This window comes from Mariluticola halotolerans (assembly GCF_021611515.1).
GTDB lineage: Bacteria > Pseudomonadota > Alphaproteobacteria > Rhizobiales > Devosiaceae > Mariluticola > Mariluticola halotolerans.
Genome location: NZ_CP090960.1, coordinates 3,233,736 through 3,253,903, shown reverse-complemented (window position 1 = coordinate 3,253,903; position 20,168 = coordinate 3,233,736). Strand labels below are relative to the sequence as shown.

Here is a 20,168-nt window from a genome sequence, read left to right as displayed (position 1 = left end):
AGCCTATATGGTCCAGCCGCCATCAATGACATGGGCCTGCCCGGTCGTATAAGTCGCCCCGGCGAGATAGACCGCCAGATCCGCAATCTCCTCAGGCGTCCCGATCCGGCCAATCGGCTGCCGGGCGATAAAATCAGCCCGCGCCTTTTCATAATCACCCGTCGCCTTCAGCCGGTCCTGCAGGGACGGCGAATCCACGGTGCCCGGACAGATCGCATTGCAGCGAATACCCTGCCCGACATAATCCATCGCCACCGATTTGGTGATCCCGATCACCGCCGCCTTGGTCGCATTATAGACAAACCGGTTCGGCACCCCGGTCACGCTCGAGGCAACCGACGACATATTGATGATCGCCCCGTCGCCCTTGGCCAGCATCCCCGGCAAAAACGCCTTGATCGTGCGCACCATCGCCCGGATATTCAGATCAATCGCAAACTCGAGATCCGCATCGGACGCGTCCAGAATAGTGCCGCTATGCACAACCCCCGCGCAATTGAACAGAATGTCGATATCGCCAATCTCTTCACGCGCCTTGGTCACCGCATCGGCATCAATCACATTGAGCAGCCGGGTCGTCACATTGTCCATACCCTCAAGATCAGCCAGGCGTTCGGCATTGATATCGGTTGCAATAACCTTGGCCCCTGCCGCCGCAAATGCCTCAACCGACGACCGGCCAATCCCCTGCGCCGCCGCCGTGATCAGGCAGACCTTACCCTCAATACTGGACATGAAAACGTCTCCAACCCTGTTTACCCGCCCCACACCGGTGCGTCCTCAACGGGTCCATAGCAAGTCAGGAGCGCCCACACCAGTGAACGCCCCTGAAAATTATGCCTTGTTCTTGTTGTAAACGTCGAACACCACAGCGGCGAGCAGCACCAGGCCCTTGATCACCTGTTGCCAGTCAATATTCACGCCCATGATCGACATGCCATTATTCATCACACCCATGATGAACGCGCCGATCACAGCCCCCGCCACCTGGCCCACACCACCGGCCATCGAGGCACCGCCAATAAACACCGCCGCGATCACATCCAGCTCAAAGCCCTGCCCGGCCTTGGGCGTTGCCGTGTTCAGCCGCGCCGCAAAAATCAGCCCGGCCAGAGCCGCCAGAACGCCCATATTGACGAAGACCAGAAAGGTCAGCCGCTCGGTCTTGATGCCGGAAAGCTTGGCCGCCTTCTGGTTGCCGCCCATGGCATAAACCCGCCGCCCCACCGTCGTCATCTTGGTGACGAACATGAACAGCGCGATCAGTATCGACATCACCACCAGCACATTGGGCAGGCCCTTGTAGGAGGCGAGCATATAAATGAAGAACAGGATCAGCGCCGCCGCCAGCAGGTTTTTGGTGAAAAACAGCGCCGCCGGTTCCGGTGCATAGCCATGGGCTGTGCGCTCGGCCCGCACCCGCTGGCTGAAATAGAACACCCCGGCCACAAGGATCAGCCCGATCACCACCGTGGTTGAATGCAACACCGCCCCGCCCAGCACCGCTGGCAGGGTCATCGGTCCGATCAGATCGGGAATGAACCCGGCACTCAACAGCTGGAATTCAGCCGGGAACGGCCCCACGGATCGCCCGCCCAGCAGCGCCAGCGACAAGCCCTTGAACACCAGCATCCCCGCCAGCGTCACAATGAACGAGGGAATTTTGTGATAGGCAATCCAATAGCCCTGCGCCGCCCCGATCAACCCGCCAACCACCAGGCAAATCACCCCGGCCAGCAGAAAATTCATGTCATACTGAACCATCAAAACCGCCGCGACCGCGCCGACAAACCCGGAAACCGAGCCCACCGACAAATCGATATGCCCGGCCACAATCACCAGCAACATGCCCAGCGCCATGATGATGATATAGCTGTTTTGCAGCACCAGATTGGTCAGGTTGACCGGTTTGAACAGCACACCATTGGTCGTGTACTGAAAAAACAGCATGATGGCGATCAGCGCCAGCACCAGCCCGTAATCGCGCAGATTGCCCAGCAACAGGCTGGCCACGGATACCTTGGCTTCTGTCCGCGAAGAAATGATTGTTTCGGTGCTCATGAAGCCTTCCCCTCCGCGCGAACAATAGCGCGCATAATCGTTTCCTGCGAGGCGTCCTTGCCGGAGAGTTCTCCTACAATCCGCCCCTCATTCATCACATAAATCCGGTCGCAAATGCCCAACAGTTCCGGCATTTCCGATGAGATCACCAGAATGCCTTTGCCCTCGGCCGCCAGCTTGGCGATGATCGTATAGATCTCGTATTTCGCCCCCACATCAATGCCGCGCGTCGGCTCATCAAGGATCAGCACATCGGGATCGGCGAACAGCCATTTCGACAGCACAACCTTTTGCTGGTTGCCGCCCGACAGATTGCCCGTCACCTGATAAACGCTGGATGACTTGATATTGGTGCGCCCGCGAAAATCATTGGCCACATTGAGTTCGCGCATATCATCAATCACCCCCCGGCTGGAAACACCCTTGAGGTTGGCAATTGTCGTATTATGCTTGATGTGGTCGATCAGGTTGAGGCCATAGGTCTTGCGGTCTTCGGTGGCATAGGCAATCCCTTGCTGCACCGCCTTGCCGACACTCGACACATCCACTTTTTTGCCATGCAAATACACATCGCCGCTGATATTGCGGCCATAGGTTTTGCCGAAAACGCTCATGGCAAATTCGGTCCGCCCGGCCCCCATCAGCCCGGCAATGCCCACCACTTCGCCTTTGCGCACATTAAGATCGATATTGTCGATCACCCGCCGCTCGGGATGCACTTCATGGTGCACTACCCAGTTCTTGACCTCGAACACCACTTCGCCAATATCGGGGTCACGCGGCGGAAACCGGTCATCCAGCGACCGGCCCACCATCGAGGTGATGATGCGGTCCTCGGAAATATCCTCGGTTTCCAGCGTCTCAATCGTCTGCCCGTCACGCAAAATGGTAATCCGGTCGGCCACTTTGCCGATCTCGTTGAGCTTGTGCGAAATCAGGATAGAGGCGATGCCCTGCGCCTTCAGTTCTTTCAGCAACTCCAGCAGGGCATCGCTATCCTTCTCCGACAAGCTTGATGTCGGCTCATCCAGAATGAGCAAACGCACATCCTTGGCCAGCGCCTTGGCGATCTCCACCAATTGCTGCTTGGCCATGCCGATATTGGTAATGAGGGTATTGGGGTCTTCTTTCAGCCCCACTTTTTGCAGCAGCGCCGCGGTCTTCTTCTCATTGGCCATCCAGTCGATAACGCCAAATCGCGCGCCTTCATTGCCAAGGAATATATTCTCGGAAATCGACAAAAGCGGCACCAGCGCCAGCTCCTGATGGATGATGACAATGCCCAGCCGTTCGCTGTCGTGAATGCCCTTGAAACGGCATTCCTGCCCGTCATAAAAAATTTCGCCTGAATAATCGCCATGGGGATAAACCCCGCTCAGCACTTTCATCAGGGTAGATTTGCCTGCGCCATTCTCCCCCACCACCGCATGAATTTCCCCCTCGCGCACGTCCAGATTGACGTCTTGCAGCGCTTTCACGCCGGGGAAGGTCTTGGTGATGTTGCGCATCTCCAGGATCGTCTTGGTCATAGGCTATCCGTATTCATATAGGGGCCGGAAACCCGGCATCCCCAATTGCCAACCCGCTGAACAGGCGGGGATGGAAAACCACCATCCCCGCCCGAAGATCCCTATTTCAGGTCTTCAGCCTTGATGTAACCGCTATCGACAACCAGTTCCTGATAGTTGGACAGGTCAACCGAATACGGGGTCAGCAGATAGGACGGCACAACCTTGACGCCATTGTCATAGGTCTCTGTGTCGTTGATTTCCGGGGTTTCGCCGGAAAGCGCCGCATCAACCAGATTTGCCGTCACCTTGGCCAGTTCGCGCGTGTCCTTGAACACGGTCGAATACTGTTCACCGGCAATAATGCCCTTGACCGAGGGGGTCTCGGCATCCTGCCCGGTCACAATCGGCCAGGGCTGGTCAGCAGCGCCATAACCCACACCGCGCAGCGACGAAATGATACCGCGGCTCAGCCCGTCATAAGGGGCCAGAACGCCATCAACCCGACCACCATCGGAATAATGAGCCGACAGCAGGTTGTCCATGCGGGCCTGTGCAACAGCACCGTCCCAGCGCAGCGTACCCACCTTGTCCATGCCCATCTGGCCAGACTTGATCACAATGTCACCGGCATCGATCATCGGCTGCAAGACCGACATCGCGCCATCATAAAAGAAGAAGGCGTTGTTATCGTCAGGCGAACCACCAAACAGTTCAACATTCCACGGCTTGCCGTCGGGGAAGCGTTCCTTCAACCCGTCAACCAGCGAGTTCGCCTGCAAAACACCAACCTGGAAATTATCGAAAGTGGTGTAATAATCCACATTGCCGCTATCACGGATCAACCGGTCATAAGCCACAACCAGCACACCGCCATCGGCCGCCTGCTGCAACACAGAAGACAGGGTCGTGCCATCAATCGAGGCCACAACCAGGGCTTTCACGCCCTTGGTGATCATGTTTTCAACCTGGGCCAGCTGGTTAGGAATATCGTCCTCTGCATATTGCAGATCGACACCATAACCCTTGGCTTCCAGCGCCGCTTTCAATTCATTGCCGTCACTGATCCAGCGCAGCGAGGATTGTGTGGGCATGGCAATGCCCACAGTGCCCTTGTCCTGCGCCTGTGCCTGCAAGACGGGAGCGGCAAAAACGCCTGCCGCCATCGCTGCAACAGCGAACATAGATGCTAGTTTTTTCATGATTTCTCCTCACTGAATCCACCCCCAGCAACTGGCGCAAACGCCCATGAACCCGGCGGTTTGGAGCCGCCTTGTTTCAAGTCTGAAGATGTTCCTCCCGATAGTCTTGGAGGCCGGAATTTTACTGCCCGGCACCCGCTATCCCCTCAGAGATTAGGAAAACTTTTACATATCAATCAAATGCAAAATTTGGTTCTAGACTTACCAATATTGGTATGTTTACTAGCAGGGCAGGAGGAAAGCAGGCATGGAGTCACGCAACCGTTCCGGCGACCAATTGCTGCCAACCCAGCCCTGGATGACCGGCTTCTTTCCCAAAGGCCTGCGCATTCGCCATCTGCAATTGATCACAGCCCTTGAAGAGACCGGCCAGCTTGGCGAAGCCGCCCGTGTGCTGGGCATATCCCAGCCCGCCGCCTCGCGCATGCTGGCTGAAATGGAAGGCGTGCTGGATACCACCCTGTGCCGGCGCCAGCCCAAGGGCATTGTGCTCACCACCTCTGGCAGCGCTTTCTCCAGCCGCGCCCGCAGCGTCCTCATCCAGCTGCGTGAAATCGAGCGCGAGATTACCTTTCTCAAATCAGGTGGCAGCGGCTTTGCCAGCATCGGCTCTGTCACCGGCGCCGTCGAACTGATCGTGCCGGCTTTGCGTCAGGTCAAGCAAACCAACCCTCTCATCAACGCCCATATCAGCGTCAATACCAGCAACGTACTGGGGGCGGATCTGCTCAATGGCAGCCATGATTTCGTCATTGCCCGCATACCCGACAACATGGACCCCGCCCCCTTCCTGATCCGCACATTCGATCCCGAGCGGGTGGTTATTCTGGTGCGTGCCGGGCACCCGCTGCTCGAACGCGAGGCTGTGTCCCTCACCGAACTGGGCAATGCCGAATGGGTGCTGCACCCGCCCGGCACCCTGATGCGGCGTGCCATTGATGACGCGTTGATTGCCGCCGACGCTCGCCCGCCGCAAAACACCATCAGCACCACCTCGCTTCTGGCCTCGCTCGCCATCATCACCCAGTCCGATGCGCTGGTGGCTGTGGGGGCCGAAGTCGCCAAGATCGTTGCCGGAGACGCCGGCATGAGCTCCTCGGTCCGCACTCTGCCCCTCAAGGAGAATATCCGCATCAAACCATACGGCCTGTTAACCCTGCGCGAACGCATGCTCTCGCCCACAGCCCAGCTTGTTCATGACCAGATTTTGCATCAATTCAATCTGCGCGAAGGCAAATCACCATCAGAGCCCGCATGAGAGAAAATTTTATCCAGCCCCCAAAAACACCTGCCGCAAGCAGAACTTGAAAAGCAAAATATCTTGAATGAAATCATATCGTTAGATCGCGAAAATGATTCAACCTCCCAAGCCTGTCACTTGTCCTTCATGCGCACCAGCCCCGCAAACTAAATACAGCACCAATATTGACCGCGACCCCTTCCGCGTTCCATTTGGACCCACAAAACTGCCACCAGGGATTTGATTTGGTCATGGATCACACGCTCACATCCGCCCCGCAAGATGAGGCCGACAAGCGCCTCGACGATGCCGCCCGTGCGGGCTGGCTCTACTATGTTGCCGGGCGGCGGCAGGATGAGATCGCAACCATTCTCGGCGTCTCGCGCCAGTCCGCCCAGCGGCTGGTTTCGCTCGCTGTCAGCTCTGGCCTGGTCAAGGTCCGGATCGATCACCCCATCGCCCGTTGCATGGAACTCGGTCAGCAGCTGCGCACCCGTTTTGGCCTGCAACATGTCGATATCGTCCCGGCCGATCCCATGAGCCAGTCCACCATTGTCGGCATTGCAGAGGCAGGGGCCGCCGAGATTGAACGGTGCCTCAAAAATCCTGACGCGAAAATCATCGCCATCGGCACCGGCCGCACCCTCAAGGCCGCCATTGACCGCCTGCCGAAAATGGATTGCCCGCAACATCGCATTGTCTCGCTGGCTGGCAATATCGCCCCCGATGGCTCGGCCTCGTTCTACAACGTCATCTTCGCTTTGGCCGATGTCTCCAAGGCCCGCAGCTACCCCATGGCGCTGCCGGTCGTTGCCTCCTCCGCCGAAGAGCGCGAAATGCTGCATAACCAGCCCCTCGTTGCCGCGCCGCTCAAACTGGCGCAAAGCGCCGACATTGCCTTTGTCGGCGTCGGCGAGCTTGGCCCCGGGGCGCCCCTGCATGCAGACGGCTTTGTCAGCACCGCCGAACTCGAGGAATTGCGCCGCGCCGGTGCCGTCGGCGAAATCTGCGGCTGGGCTTTCGATGCGCAGGGCAAAATCATTGACGGGTTGACCAATACCCGCGTTGCCAGCGGCACCCTGCCCTCCACAAAAACCTGCCTCGTCATCGCCATGGCCAAGGGCGAACGCAAGCTTCCCGGCATCCGCGCCGCCATCATCGGCGGCCTGGTTAACGGTTTGATAACAGACGAAACCACAGCAGAAGCCCTGCTCGCACCTTAGAATAACGTTATATTTCAATATCATAGAAAATTACCCCTCAGCGCACCCCCGCGCTGGGGCTTTTCCCGCTTGACTTCATTTCACCACGGATGAATAATTGCTCACGGCCAAAGCAATTGCTCACAAGGCCTTTCTGGGAGGAATTTTATGAAACTCACACCGATTTTGATCGGCGCGTGCAGCGCCTTGGCATTCGCCAGCGCGGCGCAAGCTGCGACCCTGACCATCGCCACCGTCAACAATGGCGACATGGTCCGCATGCAAAAGCTGACCGACGATTTCACCGCCATGTATCCCGACATCGAGCTGGAATGGGTCACGTTGGAGGAAAACGTCCTGCGTCAGCGCGTCACCACCGACATCGCCACCAAGGGTGGCCAGTTCGACGTGATGACCATTGGCACCTATGAAGTGCCGATCTGGGCCAACCAGAACTGGCTGGTCCCGCTCGACAATCTCGGCGACGATTATGACGTTGACGACCTGCTCCCCGCCATTCGCGGCGGCCTCAGCGTTGACGGCACCCTCTATGCCGCCCCCTTCTATGGCGAAAGCTCCATGGTCATGTACCGCAAGGACCTGATCGAGAAGGCCGGCCTCACCATGCCGGACGCCCCCACCTGGGAATTCATTGCCGACGCGGCCCGCAAGATGACCGACCGCGACAATGACATCAACGGCATCTGCCTGCGCGGCAAGGCCGGCTGGGGCGAGAACATGGCCTTCCTCACCGCCACCGCCAATTCCTTCGGCGCGCGCTGGTTCGATATGGACTGGAACCCCCAGTTCGATCAGCCCCAGTGGAAAGACACGCTCCAGTTCTACGTTGACCTGATGAACGATGCCGGTCCTGCCGGGTCCTCGTCCAACGGCTTCAACGAAAACCTGGCACTGTTCCAGCAGGGCAAATGCGGCATGTGGATTGACGCCACCGTCGCGGCGTCCTTTGTCACCAACCCCACCGATTCAACCGTCGCCGACCAGGTCGGCTTTGCCCTCGCCCCCGATAACGGCCTTGGCAAGCGCGGTAACTGGCTCTGGGCCTGGTCACTGGCCATTCCCGCCGGCAGCCAGAATGCTGACGACGCCGCCAAGTTCATCTCATGGGCCACCTCCAAGCATTATCTGGATCTGGTCGCCGAGAATGAAGGCTGGGCCAACGTACCCCCGGGCACCCGTACCTCGCTGTACGAAAACCCCGAATATCAGGCCGCCGCGCCTTTCGCTGCGATGACCCTGCAGTCAATCAACGCTGCTGACCCCACCAACCCGACAGTCGATCCGGTGCCTTATGTTGGCGTCCAGTTCGTCGCCATTCCTGAATTCCAGGGCATTGGCACCTCGGTCGGTCAGGTCTTCTCCGCTGCGCTGGCCGGCTCAACCTCGGTCGATGACGCCCTGTCACAGGCACAAGAGATCACCCGCCGCGAAATGCAGGCTGCCGGCTATATCGACTAGCCGGAACTGAACAAGGCCCGCCCGGCATTCAGGCCGGGCGGACCATCCCGGCCGGCGCATAACCGGCCTTCGCCACCAAGCTTCTGAGGGGAGAGCAGGCATGGCTACCGCACACACACGCACCCTGTCGCGTTTCATGATGGCACCATCCGTGCTGCTGCTGTTCGCCTGGATGGCCGTGCCGCTGGCAATGACGATCTATTTCTCGTTCCAGCGCTACAACCTGCTGAACCCCGATCGCCAGCGCTTCGCCGGCTGGTTCAACTACCAGTTCTTTCTCAGCGACCCGGCCTTTTTCGCCGCCATTTCAAACACACTGATCCTTGTCGGTGGCGTGCTCGCCATCACCATTGTCGGCGGCATCCTTTTGGCGCTCCTGCTCGACCAGCCGATCTTTGGCCAGGGCATTGTGCGCATCCTGTTCATCTCCCCCTTCTTCGTCATGCCCACCGTCTCGGCGCTGGTGTGGAAGAACATGATGATGAACCCGGTTTTCGGCATCTTCGCCAATATCGCCAAGACATTCGGGCTCGAACCGGTAGACTGGTTCGCCAGCGTCCCGCTTTTATCCATCATCATCATCGTCGCCTGGCAATGGCTGCCGTTTGCGACCCTTATCCTTTTGACCGCCCTGCAATCGCTTGATGAAGAGCAAAAGGAAGCCGCCGAAATGGATGGCGCAAAACCCTTTGCCCTGTTCTTTCACATCATCCTGCCGCACATGTCGCGCGCCATCACCGTGGTCATTCTGATCGAGACCATCTTCCTGCTCTCAATCTTTGCCGAAATCCTTGTCACCACCAATGGCGGCCCGGGCACGGCCTCAACCAACCTCACCTTCCTGGTTTATGCCCGCGCCCTTTTGAATTTCGATGTGGGTGGTGCCTCCGCCGGCGGCGTCATCGCTGTCATCCTGGCCAATATCGTTGCGATCTTCCTGATGCGGATGATCGGCAAGAACCTGGAGGCGTAAGATCATGGCCCGCGCTGTCTCGCTCAATCGCCGCATCGGTTTCTCGGCTCTGGCCTGGATTATCGGCCTCTTGCTGTTCTTCCCGATCTTCTGGACGATCCTGACCAGCTTCAAGTCGGAAGGCGATGCCATCGCCTCCCCGCCCTTGCTGTTCTTCAACTTCACGCTGGAGAATTATATCGAGGTGCAATTGCGCTCCGATTACTTCAAGCACTTCATGAACTCGGTGATCATCGCCGGCGGCTCAACCATTCTCGCGCTGCTCATTGCGGTGCCCTCGGCCTGGGCCATGGCATTCTCGCCCACCAAGAACACCAAGAACGTCCTGATGTGGATGCTCTCCACCAAAATGATGCCGCCGGTTGGCGTTCTGGTGCCGATCTATCTGCTGTTCCGCAGCTGGGGCCTGCTCGACACCCATTTCGGCCTGACCATTGTGATGATGCTCATCAACCTGCCGATTATCATCTGGATGCTCTACACCTATTTCAAGGAAATCCCCTCAGAGATCCTTGAGGCATCCCGGATGGATGGCGCGGTGCTATGGAAGGAAATCGTCTATGTGCTTTTGCCCATGGCTGTTCCCGGCATCGCGTCCACCCTGTTGCTCAACGTCATCCTCGCCTGGAACGAAGCCTTCTGGACACTCAACCTGACCGCCGCCAAAGCCGCGCCTTTGACAGCCTTCATCGCCGCCTATTCCAGCCCTGAAGGTCTGTTCTGGGCCAAGCTCTCGGCAGCATCCACCATGGCCATTGCGCCAATCCTCATTCTCGGCTGGTTCTCGCAGCGTCAATTGGTACGCGGCCTGACATTCGGCGCGGTTAAATAGCAAAGGGGCTCGAAATGGGCAGTATTCGTCTGGAAAGCGTACGCAAGACCTTCGGCACCGCCGAAGTCATCCCCGGCGTAGACCTTGATATCCCCGATGGCGAATTCGTCGTCTTTGTCGGCCCCTCAGGTTGCGGCAAGTCCACCCTGTTGCGCCTCATTGCCGGGCTGGAAGATCTCACCAGCGGCCGGGTGTTGATCGATGGCACCGACGCCACCGATTCACCCCCCGCCAAGCGCCGCCTCTCCATGGTGTTCCAGTCCTATGCGCTTTACCCGCATATGAGCGTTTACAACAATATCGCCTTCCCGCTGAAAATGGCCGAGATGGAAAAATCCGCCATCGACAGGAAGGTGCGTGACGCCGCAAAGGTGCTCAACCTCACCGATTACCTGGAGCGCAAGCCGCGCCAGCTCTCGGGCGGCCAGCGCCAGCGCGTCGCCATTGGCCGCGCCATCGTCCGCGAACCGGCAGCGTTCCTGTTTGACGAACCGCTCTCCAATCTCGATGCGGCACTGCGCGTCAACATGCGGCTCGAAATCTCCGAACTGCACCACCAGCTCAAAACCACCATGGTCTATGTCACCCATGATCAGGTCGAGGCCATGACCATGGCCGACAAGATCGTGGTGCTGCAGGCCGGCAATGTCGAACAATTCGGCTCGCCGCTCGATCTCTACCGCAAACCGGCCAACAAGTTCGTCGCCGGTTTCATCGGCTCGCCAAAGATGAACTTCATCGAGGGCACCGAAGCGGCCAAGCACGACGCCCATACCATCGGCGTGCGGCCCGAACATTTCACCATGTCGACAACCGAAGGCCTCTGGGGCGGCACCGTCACCATCGCCGAACATCTGGGTTCCGACACATTCCTTTATGTGCAAACGGATAATGGCCAGACCCTGACCGCCCGCGTCGATGGCGAACTGGGGGTCAAATATGGCGACCGCATCTTCCTCACCCCCGACGCCAACAGAATTTACCGCTTCGACGCGCAAGACCAGGCGATGTAATTGCCCACGGCCCCGCTTTCCAAAAGGATTGTCAGATGACTATCGGCCTATCCCTCGCCACCCTGAAAGACCTGCAGGCAGATATTCGCGTCCCCGCCTATAGACGCGACGATCTGAAAGCGGGGATTTTGCATTTCGGCGTCGGCAATTTCCACCGGGCGCATCAGGCGGTCTATCTCGATGAACTGTTTTCCGCCGGCCATAGCCATGACTGGGCGCTGATCGGGGCTGGCGTCCGCCCCGCCGACGCGGAAATGCGCGACGCGCTTGCCGCACAGGACTGGCTGACCACCGTGGTCGAACAGGACGCGACAACAAAAAACGCGCGCGTCACCGGAGCGATGATCGATTATATAGAGCCGGGCAACACCATCCGCATTCTCGACACCCTGGCCGATCCCGCCATTCGCATTGTCTCCCTGACAATCACCGAGGGTGGCTATTTCATCGATGCGGCTTCTGGAAAATTCAATCCCCAGCACCCCGAAATCCAGCACGATGCCCTCAATCCCGATGCGCCGAAAACCGTGTTCGGCCTGATCCTTGCCGGGCTGCAACGCCGCCATGCCAATGGGCATCCGCCTTTCACCGTCATGAGTTGCGACAATATTCCCGGCAATGGCCATGTCACAGCAGACGCTGTGGTCGGGCTGGCTGAACTCTCCGATCCGGCCTTTGGTGTCTGGATCCGCCAGAACGTCGCCTTCCCCAATGGCATGGTCGATCGCATCACCCCCGCCACCGGCGACCGCGAACGCGCCATGGTCACCGAGAGCTTTGGTGTCAGGGACAATTGGCCCGTTGTCTGCGAAACCTTTAGGCAATGGGTGGTCGAGGATCATTTCCCCACCGGCCGCCCCGCGCTTGAAAAGGTCGGCGTCACCTTCGTTGAGGATGTCGCCCCTTATGAATTGATGAAGATCCGTATTCTGAATGGCGGTCACGCCGCCATCGCCTATCCGGCGGGACTGATGGACATACACTTCGTCCACGACGCCATGGCCAATCCATTGGTCAGCGGCTTCCTCGAAAAAGTCGAGCAGGATGAAATCCTCCCCGTCGTTCCGCCGGTGCCTGATACAGATTTGCAAGCCTATTTCCAAAAGGTCGGCGAGCGTTTCGCCAACCCCACCGTTGGCGACACCGTCAGGCGGCTTTGCCTTGACGGCTCCAACCGGCAACCAAAATTCATCCTGCCCTCGGTCAACGATCAACTGGCCCGCGGCGGCAACATTACCGGGTTGGCAATGGTCTCAGCCCTCTGGTGCCGCTATTGCGCCGGCACCACCGATAGCGGCGCTAAAATTGCCCCCAATGATCCCGACTGGGCCCGCCTGAACGAACGGGCACTCGCGGCACGCGACAACCCTGAAGCCTTCCTCGCCATGGAAGACATCTTCGGCCCCCTTGCCAAATCCCAAACCTATGTCCATGCTTTCTCCAAAGCCCTCACCGCCATCTGGCGCGACGGCACCAAGACAACGCTGGAACATTATCTCGCCGGAACTTTCTGAGGCGAAATAAGCGGTGAAGGGGCGGCCTGCCCGTTAAGCGGTTGCAGCAAAGATGAACACCGGCAATTGACGGTAGACGATTTGATGCCTATTTATACTTCATCACCCACCCATAGCTTGCTATGGGCTCAAAGGCCGCGAGAGGGAAACCTTTCGGCGGCCTTTGCTTTGAGGGGAGAAGCGTTGAATGCGCACAATCGTCTATATTGACGGGTTTAATCTTTACTACCGCATGCTGAAGGAACGGCCTTCAAAGAAGTGGCTAAACCCCTTGGCACTGGCCACCCGAATATTGCAGCCATCCCATAATATAATTCACGTCAATTACTACATTGCCAGGGTCTCGGCGCGCGCTCATGATCCCTTGGCACCAGCGCGGCAGGCCACATATCTAAAAGCTCTGGAAACGGTTCCAGAAATCAGCATTCACGAAGGAAGCTTCATGACTTCCGAACCATGGATGCCCTTGGCGCAACCACCGCAAGCAAGACCGGCCGGTTACATATGGAACCAACCCGAACCCAATGTTGTCAAAGTCATTAAAAGTGAAGAAAAGGGCAGCGATGTGAACTTGGGCGCACATCTCGTTCGCGATGCCTTTACCGACGCCTTCGATGTTGCAGTGGTAATCACCAATGACTCGGATTTGGTCGAACCAATGAGAATTGCTATTGCAGAAGCAGGAAAAAGGGTTGGCTTGCTCGTACCTGTTAAATATCCGACCCAAAGCCTGATGAATGTAGCGTCTTTTTATCTACGCATCCGCCCGGGACATCTTGCGCATGCCCAATTCCCTGACACCATCACGTCTTCGCAGGGTACCATCATTTCCAAACCAGCTTCTTGGGTTTGATTCACTTGGGTCATAGAAGCACAATTATATGGGGGGACGCTTGACCACATCGCTATCAGGTATCCGCATGGTCATATTCGACTGTGACGGGGTGCTGGTGAACAGTGAACCGCTCTCCATGCAGGTTCTGCTGCAAACGCTGGCCGAGCAGGGCCTGACCATCCCCGAAAATGAAGCCTATCAGCTTTTCCTCGGGCGCAGTCTGGCGACCACGCGCAACATCCTGCGCGATGACTATAATCTGGAACTGGATGACCGGGCGCTGCAATCCATGCGCGACAACCTGTTCTCCCTGTTCCGCAAGCATTTGCAACCCATCGACCATATCGCTGAAACCCTGGCCGCCCTGCCCCCCTCGGTCATTGTCTGCGTCGCCTCTTCCAGCCAGCATGAGCGCATCCGTTTAAGTCTTGCGGTTACCGGTCTTTTGCCCCATTTCGACGGGCGCATTTTCTCCGCCACCGAAGTCAGGAATGGCAAGCCCGCGCCCGACCTGTTTCTGCACGCCGCCAAACAGAACGGCATCGCCCCCGAACATTGCCTTGTCATCGAGGATAGCCCCTCAGGGATCGCCGCGGCCAAAGCCGCGGGCATGAAGGTCATCGCCTTTACCGGCGGCACCCATATTGCCCTCGCAGGTCTTGAACAGACCATTGCTGACCTCGCCCCCGATCATATCCTTGACGACATGCGCGAAGTTGCAGCCCTGCTTGCCAAATCAAGGATTGACGATCTCGGGCCCCTGCTGCTCGCCGTCGATGTCGGCACCGCCAGCGTCCGCGCCGGTCTGGTCACCGCAAACGCAACGCTTCTCGCCCATAGTACAAAGCCGATAGACGTCCATCGCGATGGCGATCATTTCGGGGATTACGCCTCCGACCAGATCTGGGCCCAGTGTTGCGCCGCCGTGCGCGAGGCCTTGGCCATTGCCGGGGTTGAGGGCAGTGCCGTCGCCGGCATTGGCTTTGACGCCACCTGCTCGCTCGTGGTTCTCGACAAAAACGGCAAAGGCCTGCAAGTCACCCCCGGCGGTACCGCCAGCCGCGATACCATCGCCTGGTTCGATCACCGCGCCCTCGCCGAAGCCCGCGAATGCACCGAAACCGGCCATTACGTCGTCCAGTTCTCCGGCAGTGTCATCAGCCCGGAAATGGAAGTGCCCAAACTGATGTGGCTGAAGCGGCACATGCCCGAGACCTGGGACAATATCGGCTACCTGTTCGATCTGGCCGATTTCCTCACATGGAAAGCCAGCGGCAAGCTCGACCGATCACAGTCCACCCTCACCGCCAAATGGACCTTCACCGCCCATGCCGACACCCATTGGCATCGCGATTTCTTTGAAGCGGTCGGCATAAACGATATCGTTAGCCGCGCCCGCCTGCCCGAAACCGCAAGCCTGCCCGGCGCGGCCATCGGCAAATTGACGCCAGAAGCCGCCAGCGCATTGGGGCTGACCACCGATTGCGCCGTCGCCACCGGCATGGTCGATGCCCATGCCGGCGCCTTGGGCATTCTCGGCGCTTTCGCCCAGCAGCCTCAAGACCTGCACCGCCATCTCGGCCTGATCGCGGGCACATCGAGTTGCGTCATCGCCCTTTCTGAAAATCCCGAGCCGATCCGGGGTATCTGGGGCCCCTATTTCGGCGCGGTCCTGCCCGGTACATGGCTCAGCGAAGGCGGCCAGTCAGCCACTGGTGCCCTGCTCGATCATATCATCCGCTGGCATGCCGCAGGGGGCACGCCCACCCGCGCCATGCATCAGCGCATCAGCACCCGTGTCGCTGAACTGCGTAGCCAGCAGGGTGCGGATTTCGCCGCCCGCCTGCATGTCCTGCCCGATTTTCACGGCAACCGCTCACCCTTGGCCGAACCCGATGCAGTTGGCGTCATCAGCGGGCTGACCCTTGATCATTCCTTCGACAGTCTTTGCCGCCTCTACTGGCGCACCGCTGTCGGCATTGCCTTAGGGCTTCGCCATATCCTTGAGACCCTCAAGACCAATGGTTATGGCATCGAAACCCTGCACATCGCCGGCGGCCATACTCATAACCCCTTGCTGATGGAACTCTATGCCGATGCCACCGGCTGCGCCGTCGTCACCCAGCAAAGCTATGATGCGGTCATTCGCGGCACCGTCATGACCGCAGCCGCCGCCGCCGGCCTTTATCCCGACCTCGCCACCGCCTGTACCAAAATGAGCGATACGGGCCGGACCCGGCAACCCAACCCGGAGGCGACGCATATCTATGACACCGACTACAGGGTTTTCCTGCAAATGCACGAAGACAGACGCCGTCTCGATTCACTCCTGAATGAAGCTTGAAAGCCGGGCTGAGAAAGCCTGAATAAAAGGCTTACATTTCCCTTAGATTAGGGGGTCATACGCCCATTGCAGCAGCGCCTGCCGCTGCCGGGGCCGGCAGAACACATCGCCGGGCGCACAATTGGCCTTGATCTGCCCCGCATGCCGCGCAAACGCCCGCCAGCGCTTGATTTGCACCGCATCAACCCGCGCAATCCGCCGCCCGAGGTAATAGCGGCAATACCATTGAAACCAACCGCGCGGATCGGGCGGATAAATCCACCCCTTCTCCCGCCAAACCCCCAGATTCTGGCGGCTTTTGATCCCGAAATAGTTCAATTCCGGGTCTGGTTTTTCGCTGATTTTGGCGTTCTCAAACCAGTCTTGGGGAAATTCGTCCTGGCAATCATTGCAATATTTGCCCTCGAACACGCCCATCTCCAGCATCTGCTTGGGCGTCAGAAACGGTTGAAATCCCTCAGCAAATTCCTCACCGACCGGAGCTTCGAGCGTATATTCATACCCGCTCTGCATCCGGTCATTGACGGTGATCACATCCCCAACCGCCATCCTAGCCCCGCACCAGCATCTGCGTACCCCAATAGCCCGCCGCCGCACAAACAGCCGTCAAACAAGTGCCCCAGACCAGATCAACAATTGTCACCGGCAAGGGCCAGTTTTTCAGGGTCGCATAGTTGGTCATGTCATAGGTCGCATAGGCGATAAAGCCGAATAAACCGCCGTAAATCAACGCGGTAGTAATCGACCCTGCCTTCAGCGCCGGGGCGACGGCAAACACCACAACCCCCACCAGATAGACGAGATAAAACGCCGCCGCCGCGCCGATATTCGGCTTTGCCGCCAGCAAATCCCCCATCTGGTCCACATAGAATTGCCGCGCAAACCGCGTGATCCAGAAAAAATCGATAACGAAAAACACAACAGCGGTAATGCCATAGGCGATCAGATAGCGGGTCATGAGCGAATTATCCTCCGGTTCCTTGAGTTTACGCTATAGTCCCCCAACCGGATCACCCAGAAATACTTGGCGCTATAACTGATCCGGTGCCGTCCCTGCCCCGTAACCACTGCAACAGCAAGAACGGGATAGACTATGGACAGACTAAAAATTGCGGTCATCGGATCAGGCATTTCCGGCCTGTCTGCAGCCTGGCTTTTATCGCAAAAACATCAGGTTACCCTGTACGAGTCCGGCAATCACATTGGCGGTCACGCCAATACGGTTGACGTTGAAACCCCCGACGGCACGATCCCTGTCGACACAGGCTTTATCGTCTACAATGAGCTGAATTATCCAAACCTGAAAGCACTTTACGCCCATCTGGGTGTTAGAAGTCATGCGACCGAAATGAGCTTTGCCCTGTCATTGGACAATGGCACTTACGAATATTCAGGCAATGGCGCCAACGGCTTTTTCGGTCAGCGCCGCAACATGTTCAGCCCGCGCCACTGGCAATTGCTCGCCGATCTGAACCGCTTTTTCCGCTCCGCCCAGACAGAGGTGGACAACCACCCCGCCGCCATCTCTCTTGGCGATTTTCTGGCCCACGAGCGCTATTCCACAACCTTTATCGATGATCATATCGTGCCCATGGGCGCGGCCATCTGGTCGACCTCCATGCGCGAGATGATGGATTTCCCGGCCCGGTCTTTTGTGGAATTCTACGCCAATCATGGCCTGTTAAAGTTTCGCGACCGCCCCCTTTGGCGCTCCGTCACCGGCGGCAGCCGTGAATATGTCAACCGGATGATCGCCGATGGTGGCTTTGAAATCATCAAGAACAATCAAGCCCTTGGCGTAGTCCGCCACCCCAATTACGTGCACATCAACGACGCGCGCGGCACCATGCGCCCCTTCGACCATGTCGTGATTGCAACCCATGCCAATGAGGCGCTGGCCCTGCTGGATTCCCCCGATGATACCGAAACAAACCTGCTCGAGCAGTTCACCTACCAGACCAACCGCGCCGTCCTGCACCGCGACCCGCGCTGGATGCCAAAACGCAAACGGCTCTGGTCAAGCTGGAACTATCTGAAAAACAATACTGGCGATGAAAATGCGCTCTGCGTGACCTACTGGATGAACGAATTGCAGAACCTGCAAACCGACACCAATCTGTTTGTCACCCTCAACCCGTTCGATGAAATTCACCCCAAAGCCGTCGAAGCCAGCTTTGACTACGAGCACCCCGTATTCGACGGTAACACCAAAGAGGCGCAAAAGCATCTTTGGGCCATTCAGGGCACACGCCGCACCTGGTTCTGTGGTGCCTATTTCGGCTATGGTTTCCACGAAGATGGCATTCAAAGCGGGCTGGCGGTCGCCGAAAGCCTCGGCGGCGTCAGCCGCCCATGGCAGCTGGACAATCCATCAAGCCGGATTGCCGCAGCGCCTGCCCAGCTCGACATCGCAGCCGCAGAATGAAACCAGTCCGGGAAGCCTTATATTTCGGGACTGTAGGCCACGCGCGCAAGCGCCCCGTGGTCCACAAGCTGAGCTATAAGGTTTTCTCCGTGCTGTTCGACTGCAACGATCTCGACGGGCTGGCCAGGCGCCTGAAGCTGTTCTCCCATAACCGCTTCAATATATTCAGCTTTTACGACGCCGATTACGGCGACGGATCTCCCTTGCCGGATTATCTCGCCCGGATATCCCGCGAAGCCGGCGTTGCAGGACAAAACCTGCAGTTCAGCATGCTCTGCTATCCACGCATACTCGGCTATGCCTTTAACCCCTTGACGGTCTATTTCGGTCGCGATGCCACCGACACTATCCGGCTGGTGATTTATGAGGTTCACAACACCTTCGGCGAGAACAAAACCTATGTCCTGCCTGCCGACCCCAATGAAGACGGCCTGATCTGGCAGACCTGCGCCAAAGAGCTCTACGTCTCACCCTTCAACCCGGTCAGCGGCACCTATAGTTTTCACGTCACCCCGATTGGCGACAATCTGACTGTCGGTGTTGCATTGAGAGACACATCCGGCCCGGTGCTCAAGGCGCATTTTCATGGAAAACGGGAAGAATTGACCGATACCGGGCTGCTCTGGGCTGTGGCGCGCACCGGCTTCATGACCCTCAAGGTCTATGCCGGCATTCACATCGAGGCCGCAAAACTCTGGTTCAAGGGCATGCGTCTGGTGCCACGCCCCAAGCCACCGGCCAAACCGGTCAGCTACATCAAGCGCCCCGGTCAAGGCCCCGCATCATGATTGTGCGCACCAGCCAGAAATAAACGGCGTTGGGCAAAATCCGCAAAAATTTCATCAGCAAGACAAAACCGAGCGGGAACACAATCTCGTAACGCTCGCGCACAAGGCCTTTCAGCAGGGCGCGTGCCGCCACCGGCGCCGGGATGATGCCGGGCATGGGAAAGGGATTATCCCGCGTCATGGGTGTATCAACAAAGCCCGGATTGACCACGGAGATGGTAATGCCGCGCGGCCCGAGTTCTGTACGTAGAATCTCCGCCAGATTGATCAGCGCTGCCTTGGTTGGCCCATAGGCGATCGATCGCGGCAAGCCACGATAACCGGCTACCGATGCAACAATGGCGATATGGCCTTTACCCCTGGCCAGCATGCCGGGCAGCAGCGCGTCGAGCGCATACATGACCCCCATGTAATTAACCTCGATCCCGGTGCGCACCGCAGCCAGATCCATCTCGGCCACATCCATCAGCTTCCAGGCGCCCGCATTCAGAACCGCCAGATCAATCGGTCCCGCAGCGTCCTCGATATCAGTGACACAAGTCTTGACCGCGGCCTTGTCGGACACATCAAGCGGATAGGCGGCAACTGTTTTTCCCGCGTCAGCCAGTTCCGACAATTTTTCCGCTGAGCGTGCCGACACTGCAATATGTGCCACATGGCCATCCATCAGAGACACCAGTTCCCGGCCTATGCCGGTGCTGCCACCGGTAATCCAGACATTTTGCCATTTCTTATTCAGCGTGTCCGGCATT

The 20,168-nt window shown here is 58.1% G+C and carries 18 protein-coding genes and 1 pseudogene; 12 read left to right on the top strand and 7 right to left on the bottom strand.

Features of this window, described 5'->3' with window-relative positions; translation table 11 throughout:
• Nucleotides 1-3: 3 nt before the first annotated feature.
• From L1P08_RS15540 to chvE, 4 genes are all read right to left on the bottom strand, one after another.
• On the bottom strand, nucleotides 4-735 hold the full coding sequence (locus L1P08_RS15540) for an SDR family oxidoreductase (RefSeq protein WP_303617900.1): 732 nt from the start codon (nucleotides 733-735) through the stop codon (nucleotides 4-6).
• 99 nt (nucleotides 736-834) lie between these two features.
• A complete protein-coding gene (gene mmsB, locus L1P08_RS15535; RefSeq protein WP_303617899.1) occupies nucleotides 835-2,061 on the bottom strand; it encodes a multiple monosaccharide ABC transporter permease in 1,227 nt (408 codons plus the stop codon).
• Nucleotides 2,058-3,590 carry a multiple monosaccharide ABC transporter ATP-binding protein gene (gene mmsA, locus L1P08_RS15530; protein WP_303617898.1) on the bottom strand — a complete coding sequence of 511 codons (1,533 nt, stop codon included), beginning with the start codon at nucleotides 3,588-3,590 and terminating at the stop codon, nucleotides 2,058-2,060. Before mmsA ends, mmsB begins: the two co-directional genes overlap by 4 nt.
• Before the next feature lie 101 nt (nucleotides 3,591-3,691).
• Nucleotides 3,692-4,771, bottom strand: a complete 1,080-nt coding sequence (gene chvE, locus L1P08_RS15525; protein ID WP_303617897.1) for a multiple monosaccharide ABC transporter substrate-binding protein — start codon at nucleotides 4,769-4,771, stop codon at nucleotides 3,692-3,694.
• Between the two features lie 247 nt (nucleotides 4,772-5,018).
• Here chvE and L1P08_RS15520 point away from each other — a divergent pair, with 247 nt between their 5' ends.
• From L1P08_RS15520 to L1P08_RS15475, 10 genes and pseudogenes are all read left to right on the top strand, one after another.
• Nucleotides 5,019-6,029: a LysR family transcriptional regulator gene (locus tag L1P08_RS15520; RefSeq protein ID WP_303617896.1), complete on the top strand. Its 1,011-nt coding sequence runs from the start codon at nucleotides 5,019-5,021 to the stop codon at nucleotides 6,027-6,029.
• 233 nt (nucleotides 6,030-6,262) lie between these two features.
• Entirely contained in the window at nucleotides 6,263-7,234 is a 972-nt protein-coding gene (locus L1P08_RS15515) for a sugar-binding transcriptional regulator (protein WP_303617895.1), read from the top strand.
• A gap of 147 nt (nucleotides 7,235-7,381) precedes the next feature.
• Nucleotides 7,382-8,692 (top strand): ABC transporter substrate-binding protein, encoded by a 1,311-nt coding sequence (locus L1P08_RS15510; RefSeq protein WP_303617894.1) that lies wholly within the window; start codon nucleotides 7,382-7,384, stop codon nucleotides 8,690-8,692.
• A 100-nt stretch (nucleotides 8,693-8,792) separates the two neighbouring features.
• A complete protein-coding gene (locus L1P08_RS15505) occupies nucleotides 8,793-9,665 on the top strand; it encodes a carbohydrate ABC transporter permease (RefSeq protein ID WP_303617893.1) in 873 nt (290 codons plus the stop codon).
• A gap of 4 nt (nucleotides 9,666-9,669) precedes the next feature.
• Nucleotides 9,670-10,497: a carbohydrate ABC transporter permease gene (locus L1P08_RS15500; RefSeq protein ID WP_303617892.1), complete on the top strand. Its 828-nt coding sequence runs from the start codon at nucleotides 9,670-9,672 to the stop codon at nucleotides 10,495-10,497.
• A 14-nt stretch (nucleotides 10,498-10,511) separates the two neighbouring features.
• Nucleotides 10,512-11,510: an ABC transporter ATP-binding protein gene (locus L1P08_RS15495; RefSeq protein WP_303617891.1), complete on the top strand. Its 999-nt coding sequence runs from the start codon at nucleotides 10,512-10,514 to the stop codon at nucleotides 11,508-11,510.
• Nucleotides 11,511-11,545: 35 nt separating this feature from the next.
• Nucleotides 11,546-13,024 carry a mannitol dehydrogenase family protein gene (locus L1P08_RS15490; RefSeq protein WP_303617890.1) on the top strand — a complete coding sequence of 493 codons (1,479 nt, stop codon included), beginning with the start codon at nucleotides 11,546-11,548 and terminating at the stop codon, nucleotides 13,022-13,024.
• Between the two features lie 187 nt (nucleotides 13,025-13,211).
• Entirely contained in the window at nucleotides 13,212-13,877 is a 666-nt protein-coding gene (locus L1P08_RS15485; protein WP_303617889.1) for an NYN domain-containing protein, read from the top strand.
• A gap of 28 nt (nucleotides 13,878-13,905) precedes the next feature.
• Nucleotides 13,906-14,514, top strand: a pseudogene (locus L1P08_RS15480) (HAD family hydrolase); the annotation flags it as partial.
• Between the two features lie 51 nt (nucleotides 14,515-14,565).
• On the top strand, nucleotides 14,566-16,203 hold the full coding sequence (locus L1P08_RS15475; RefSeq protein ID WP_303619596.1) for an FGGY-family carbohydrate kinase: 1,638 nt from the start codon (nucleotides 14,566-14,568) through the stop codon (nucleotides 16,201-16,203).
• Between the two features lie 42 nt (nucleotides 16,204-16,245).
• On the opposite strand, the gene L1P08_RS15470 is transcribed toward L1P08_RS15475, so the two are convergent.
• Both L1P08_RS15470 and L1P08_RS15465 read right to left on the bottom strand, forming a co-directional pair.
• Nucleotides 16,246-16,752: a hypothetical protein gene (locus L1P08_RS15470; RefSeq protein WP_303617888.1), complete on the bottom strand. Its 507-nt coding sequence runs from the start codon at nucleotides 16,750-16,752 to the stop codon at nucleotides 16,246-16,248.
• Nucleotide 16,753: 1 nt separating this feature from the next.
• Nucleotides 16,754-17,161 (bottom strand): DUF2177 family protein, encoded by a 408-nt coding sequence (locus L1P08_RS15465; RefSeq protein WP_303617887.1) that lies wholly within the window; start codon nucleotides 17,159-17,161, stop codon nucleotides 16,754-16,756.
• A 135-nt stretch (nucleotides 17,162-17,296) separates the two neighbouring features.
• On the opposite strand from L1P08_RS15465, the gene L1P08_RS15460 reads away from it, so the two are divergent.
• Together L1P08_RS15460 and L1P08_RS15455 are read left to right on the top strand one after the other, a co-directional pair.
• Nucleotides 17,297-18,628 (top strand): NAD(P)/FAD-dependent oxidoreductase, encoded by a 1,332-nt coding sequence (locus L1P08_RS15460; protein WP_303617886.1) that lies wholly within the window; start codon nucleotides 17,297-17,299, stop codon nucleotides 18,626-18,628.
• Nucleotides 18,625-19,416: a DUF1365 domain-containing protein gene (locus tag L1P08_RS15455; RefSeq protein WP_303617885.1), complete on the top strand. Its 792-nt coding sequence runs from the start codon at nucleotides 18,625-18,627 to the stop codon at nucleotides 19,414-19,416. The genes L1P08_RS15460 and L1P08_RS15455 overlap by 4 nt, the downstream gene beginning before the upstream one ends.
• On the opposite strand, the gene L1P08_RS15450 is transcribed toward L1P08_RS15455, so the two are convergent.
• A complete protein-coding gene (locus L1P08_RS15450; RefSeq protein ID WP_303617884.1) occupies nucleotides 19,385-20,167 on the bottom strand; it encodes an SDR family NAD(P)-dependent oxidoreductase in 783 nt (260 codons plus the stop codon). The two genes, L1P08_RS15455 and L1P08_RS15450, sit on opposite strands and share 32 nt — an antisense overlap.
• Nucleotide 20,168: the final 1 nt, after the last annotated feature.